Here is a 6,485-nt window from a genome sequence, read left to right as displayed (position 1 = left end):
TGGAAATCTTTCCAGCAAGTACACCTTACAAAATGATTCTTTAAAACTTCATGAAGTTCAGGATTATCTTCATGCTCTGACGCTGCTATCCAAGGAATTCTTGACGAAAAACGACATCCTTGTCTTGGTAAATTCTTCAATGATGGAACCATTCCATGAATAACGTGAAGTTCTTCATCATCTGAGTCAGATTGAGGTATTGATTGCAGCAATGACCTTGTATAAGGATGAAGTGGATTACTAAAAAGCTCATTTGCTTCAGCAATTTCAACGATTTGTCCAGCATACATTACAGCAACTCTATCTGCCATCTGTGCAACTACCCCTAAATCGTGGGTAATAAGAATAATACCAGCATTGATTTTATTTTTAAGTTCCATTAAAATATCTAGTATCTGAGCTTGTATTGTAACATCTAAGGCAGTAGTAGGCTCATCGGCTATAATTATATTAGGATTACAGGAAAGAGCTATGGCTATTAAAACTCTTTGCCTCATACCACCTGATAATTGATGAGGAAACTGATTAGCTGTTCTTTTGGGATTAACTATCCCTACTTGATCTAAAAGCTGTAACATTCTTTCATGTCTTTGATCACTATTCAAATCAGTATGATAGATTAAAGACTCTTCTATCTGTTTCCCAATCCTATGCAATGGATTTAATGATGCTAATGGATCTTGAAAAATAAAACCAATCTCCTTACCTCTAATTTCATTTAGTTGCTCCTCAGAATAATTAACCATGTTTTCACCATTGTAAATTATTTCACCACTGACTCGAGTAAAATTCTTGTCATGTAATCCTACTATAGAGTTGGCAATTGTACTTTTTCCGCAGCCAGATTCTCCAACTATTGCTAGCAGCTCATTTTTGTGTAAAGAGAAAGAGACACCATCGACTGCATCAAAATACTCATCTTCAAATCTAAAGGCAGTGTGTAAGTCTTTGATCTCTAATATTTTTTCATTTCCCATTTCCCATTTCCTTTCTTATTATATTTATTTACTAGTGTATTATATAAGTTTAGACACTAGGATTTACTCTTTAGATGCTTTCACTGAATATATATAAAAATAAATGCAACCTCGGCATTTATTCCATAAATATTTAGCAACAAAATCTTTGAATTATAAACTCTTTTCTTTAGTTTTTATTAAGTATCCGGGCTTACTTTTATAAATAAGATAGCTAAAAGTTTTACTATCGTTCTTTAATACTCTTACTAGATTATACTAAGACTAATATATAATTTATGCCTATATATCCTCATATTAAATAATATTTTAATAACTATCATATGATTATAAAAAAATGAGGGATTGAAAAATACTAAGTTACAATACAAAATAATATATTTTTTTGGTATTATTAGTATAAAAAAAAGAACCCTTAGGTTCTTTTATATTCCATCTACTGCTATATCATAACAATTAAGTATCTTTAAAATATTATTTCCATCACCATATATTAATTCTCCCTTATACTTGGGGAAATTTTCACTACCTATTTGAGTAGTATTCCACTTCACATTTCCTCTTAACTCTTCTTCATTATTAGCAGTAGTTTCTACTTTAACATTTAATTTTTCATTTATTCTTATTTTCAATCTATTAATATTATCAACTATTAAATTATTATCTAAACTATCAACTATCAAATCTAAATCATTTCCACCGTTTATCTCTACTTCCTTATTGTCTGGTATAATAATATTTAAATCCCTAAGATTATACTGATAATAATCTGATTTGTCTTTAAATGTTATATACATAATATTTCCTGATTTATTTATACTTATATGATTTTCATTTAATAATTTCTCAGCATTTTCTTTATTATCCGTTGTTATATTTATAAATCCTGAAGTAGTTATTTTATTGCTTTTACTAGTTCTAACAGTAAACTCTGAATATCTAGGTCCATCAATTATTATTTTTTCTATACCATCTTCTACACTATATTCTTCAAATGGTAATTCATAATTAAATGTCTGTGATGCTACTCTTGATTTTATAACTGTCATCACACCTGTTTCTACAAGTCCATAAATCAATATATTCACAAATAATATAATCATTACAATAAATACAGAAAACACATCATATCTTATTATTATACCCTCATTTTCTCTTTTCTCCTTAAAACTAAACCAGAGAATCTCTCCGCCTAGTAAAACTAATATACTAGGCCAAAACTTTATGGCAAGTTCTGCAGCTGATAGTTCATTGATTTGAGCTATAAATATCAGTATTCCAAATCCAATTAAAACTATGGCCATAGATATGGTCCCTACTCTTCTATTCTTCATATTCCTCATCCTCCTCCATATCATCATCCACAATATTTTTATTTTTGTGAAGTATTTTAATACCTCCAATAATGAATATCAAAGCTACTATGGAAGTTTGGATATAGTTTCTTACCTGATATAAGTTATGGTAATTAAATATTTTAGAAAGAACCTGACTTAATATTGGATAAAATACTTTTTGTAATGCAATAAGCACCCCTATTCCCACAAGCCCAATGCCTATATATTCAGGCTTAATAGTTGGTAATAGCTTCGATATATCCATATCTTCTACATCACTTCCATTAAGTGTATGGAAAGCATCAAAGAATGAATAAAACCAAATCAACGGCAATAAAAACAGTAAAAAACTTAACTGAAGCCATCCCATAAAAAATATAGCGAAGAAAAATCCACCCATCAATACTAATCCTTTTTTCTGATAGCCTAGGTACATATGACCTGCTCCTGGTATGATTGATAAAGCCAAAGTAATAATCTTTTTATTGGAAATTTTTGTTTCTTGTGAATTCCAGATGTTTTTTATTTCTGAGCTATCTCCATATCTCATGGCATTAATTGTAGAAAATGCATCTATTAGTGCTACCAACCAAATAATAGGAACTCCTACAAGCAATATTAAAAATTCTTCTCTATAAGTCAAAACGCTTAACCCAATGGTGCCTACACATAGCATTCCAAATATGAGGAGATAAATAAATCCTCTATCGGCATATCCTAAGTAGAAATGAGATAACCCTGGTATAAACGACAACAAAAATGTAGTAAATTTATTTTTTTGTCTCATATTATTAATCCTCCTTACCTATTCTAAATTGAAAATTATTTATAAACTTAGAAGTTCTATTTGTTATTTCTTCTGTAAGATCATATATTGTACTAGCTTTGAATCTGCTTTCTTTTGAAGATACATTTGAAGATATCTGAGGTACGGTATCTACTATTCTCCCAAAGAATCCTGTAGCAGTTAAAATAACAGCTACTGACGCTACTGCTGCATAATATACAAAGAAATCGTTAGATACTTTTTTCTTTATTGTTTTCTTTGTTGTTTTCCGTATTGGTTTCTTTATAGGAGTAATATTTTTAATACTATCTAGAACCTTTACTGTGAAATCCTCTGGAATAATAGCTCCTACATTTTCCATCTCTTGTTCATCTATGAGAGAAAGAAAAATCTCCATGCATTCATCACATAGAAGTAAATGCTCCTCCATCCTTCTATGAATTTCTTTATCAAGAAGATTATTTTTGTATAAAACCCATTCTACATAATCATAATGTTTCATAATCTTTCCCTCCATTTCTCTTTTAACATATTTCTTCCCCGATATAATCTTGAAGCTATTGTCTTAACTGTAGTTCCCTCTTCTGATGCAATTTCCTCATAAGACTTTCCTTGTAAGTAAAACTTTGTTATTGTATCTTCATATATAGGAGGAATTGACTTACATAACCTAGAAATTTCTTCTTTTTTTTCTTTTTCTATCAATATTTCCTCTGGAGTCTGACTATGGCTAAATTTTACATTATCCACTAATTCTTCACTGTCCTCCATTACTTCTTCTCTAAATTTACTTTTCTTCTTTCTAAGCCAATCTATAGATTTATTTGATGCAATTCTGCCAATCCAGCCTTTAAAATTATTAGATTCATAAGTGGGGAGAGAGAGGTAAACTTGTAAAAATACTTCCTGAGCCACATTTTCAACTTCATTATAATCTTTAATAAAATTAAGAATAATAGCAAATACATAATTTTTATATTGTTCAACTATTTCAGCAAAGGAATCCTGGTCTCCTTCCAATGCCTTTTTTATCAGTACTGACTCATTAATCATATCTCCCCTCCTTCCTCTCATTAATTATAACGAAGGTAATAATAAAAATACTGCAAAAATAATTTTGGATATTTTTCTTGTTCTTGGATGTTTATTTCATTTATATTATTTTTTCTTTATAATAATATATTTAGAAAATTTTTCATTTTTTAGTCTTTTACGATCTGGATCGTTAAAAAAATCTTTTGTTAATTTTCTTACTACACCACTTAAAGCAATAAGAGCTATTAAGTTAGGAATAGCCATCATTCCATTTAATAAATCAGCTAGTTCCCATACAAGTTCAAGCTTAGATACACAGCCAACAAACACCACTCCAGCAAATGATATTCTAAAAGGAATAATCCCCTTTGTACCAAATAAAAATTCAACACATTTTTCAGCATAATAATACCAAGCAATTATTGTAGCAAATGCAAATAAAACAAGACCTATTGAAACAATGTAGCTTCCACCTTTAAAGGCATTTTCAAAAGCTAATGATGAAATGATATTTCCATCTAAGTTTGGATCAGTCCATAATCCAGATGATAGGATTACTAGTGCAGTAACAGTACACATTATCAATGTATCAAAAAACACTTCAAAGGCTCCCCATAATCCTTGTCTAGCTGGATGATCTGTATGTGCTGCTGCATGAGCAATAGGAGCACTACCTAAGCCTGCCTCATTTGTAAAAACCCCACGTGCTATACCTATTCTAGTGGCATACATTGAAGTTGATCCTGCAAATCCACCTACTGCTGCAGTTCCTGTAAATGCGTCCCTAATGATAGACATAAAAGCAGCCGGAATATTAGATGCATTAACTATTAGTGCTACAACAGCACCTGACATATATAATACAGCCATTAATGGAACCAATATTTCTGCTACTCTAGCAATTCTACCAATTCCTCCAATTATAACAAGCCCTACTAATATTGCCAAAACAATGCCAGTTATCCATGTAGGAATACTAAATACGGATTCAAGGCCACCAGCCAATGAATTAGCTTGCACCATATTACCTATACCATAAGATGCAAGAAATCCAAATATACAAAATAAGTAGGCTAGAGTTTTACTCCCTATACCTTTAGTTATATAGTACATAGGACCTCCTACAATTTCATTTTTATTATTCCTATGTCTATATGCAACTGCCAATGTAACTTCAGCATACTTTGTAACCATTCCAATAAGGGCAGATATCCACATCCAAAATATAGCACCTGGTCCCCCCACTTGAATCGCTACAGCAACACCTACAATATTTCCTGTGCCTACAGTTGCAGCAAGTGCTGTGGATACGGCTTGGAATGGAGTTATAGTACCTTTTTCTTGATAATTATATCTTTTGAAAATAGTTCTTAATGTATATTTCATCACTGTGCCAAATCTTGTAAAAATTACTCCGTTAGTTATAAAAGTTAAATAAGTTCCTGTACCAATCATTAATATAAGCATGGGCATATCCCATATAATATTATTATTTAACCATGTGATAATTGACATAGATATTACCTCCTAGCAAAATATTGTGCTTTTAATCATCCTAATAACCTTGTAATTTTTTAGTTCTTAAGCTATTCTACTTTCTTAAATAACTTTCTTCCCTCCTTTTCTATACTTTATTAATTTCCACATCAAAATATAGCTTAATTCCACAAGTTAAATTTTAAGCACAAATTAACACATGATAAAATATTCTAGATTATAAGATAAAAAACTCTAAAAATACTTTTTATATTTTTAGAGTTTTTACTAATTATTAATATAAGTATGATTGCTTCAAATTATAATTCTGTAACTTACCTTCATATACAAGATTTAATTCTCTGCATTCTCTAAAGTCTCTAGGAGACGTTAGGGCAGTATGCTTATTGATTAACTTTATACCACTCTTACGAAGTAATGATGATACAAATTGGGAGCAGAAATAATTATATTTCCTTTGAATAGGATAATTTACCATAACCCCTAATAACCCGATTAAATTATATCCATATTTCTCTCCGTCTTTTTTAAATTTCTGTAATTCTTTCATCAACCTTCTATATTGTAAATCATTTATCTCAAGAGAATATAAAGCACATCTAGTCTCTGGAAATCTAGCATAGGTGCCATTTACTATATCTTCTTTTACAAATCCTGCAATAAGCGGATTATTAGGTCTCAATCTCCCAAAGCTATATAATTCTTTTAATTCTTCGTCAAAGGCTATAGATACATGAGAATACGGTTCTTTAGTATATTTATTTATAACTTTAGAAAGCATTGATCCACTGTACGTTAATAAAATATAAATTGTATGTTTTTTTATTATAATGCACCCCCTGTTCTAGTACA

Annotated in this window: 7 protein-coding genes; all 7 read right to left on the bottom strand. The window is 30.2% G+C overall.

All coding sequences use genetic code 11. The features are described from left to right. Nucleotides 1-977: ABC transporter ATP-binding protein (locus tag CIW83_RS19875; protein WP_094904189.1), on the bottom strand; the 977-nt coding region annotated here is incomplete at its 3' end. A gap of 425 nt (nt 978-1,402) precedes the next feature. Next, nucleotides 1,403-2,311, bottom strand: a complete 909-nt coding sequence (locus CIW83_RS19870) for a hypothetical protein (RefSeq protein ID WP_094904188.1) — start codon at nt 2,309-2,311, stop codon at nt 1,403-1,405. Continuing rightward, on the bottom strand, nt 2,301-3,101 hold the full coding sequence (locus CIW83_RS19865; RefSeq protein WP_094904187.1) for a hypothetical protein: 801 nt from the start codon (nt 3,099-3,101) through the stop codon (nt 2,301-2,303). Before CIW83_RS19865 ends, CIW83_RS19870 begins: the two co-directional genes overlap by 11 nt. A 4-nt stretch (nt 3,102-3,105) precedes the next feature. Further along, the gene (locus CIW83_RS19860) at nt 3,106-3,603 is read right to left on the bottom strand and encodes a hypothetical protein (protein WP_094904186.1); all 498 of its coding nucleotides are present in this window, start codon (nt 3,601-3,603) and stop codon (nt 3,106-3,108) included. Further along, nucleotides 3,600-4,154 (bottom strand): RNA polymerase sigma factor, encoded by a 555-nt coding sequence (locus CIW83_RS19855; protein ID WP_158220186.1) that lies wholly within the window; start codon nt 4,152-4,154, stop codon nt 3,600-3,602. The genes CIW83_RS19860 and CIW83_RS19855 overlap by 4 nt, the downstream gene beginning before the upstream one ends. A gap of 105 nt (nt 4,155-4,259) precedes the next feature. Beyond that, nucleotides 4,260-5,651, bottom strand: a complete 1,392-nt coding sequence (locus CIW83_RS19850; RefSeq protein ID WP_094904184.1) for a sodium:alanine symporter family protein — start codon at nt 5,649-5,651, stop codon at nt 4,260-4,262. Between the two features lie 256 nt (nt 5,652-5,907). After that, on the bottom strand, nt 5,908-6,414 hold the full coding sequence (locus tag CIW83_RS19845) for a hypothetical protein (RefSeq protein ID WP_235601425.1): 507 nt from the start codon (nt 6,412-6,414) through the stop codon (nt 5,908-5,910). Nucleotides 6,415-6,485 lie beyond the last annotated feature (71 nt).

It is taken from the genome of Tissierella sp. P1, assembly GCF_002266425.1.
GTDB classification, from domain to species: domain Bacteria; phylum Bacillota; class Clostridia; order Tissierellales; family Tissierellaceae; genus Tissierella; species Tissierella carlieri.
The sequence above is the reverse complement of the archived record's forward strand: the minus strand, read 5'-3'. Positions and strand labels throughout refer to the sequence as shown.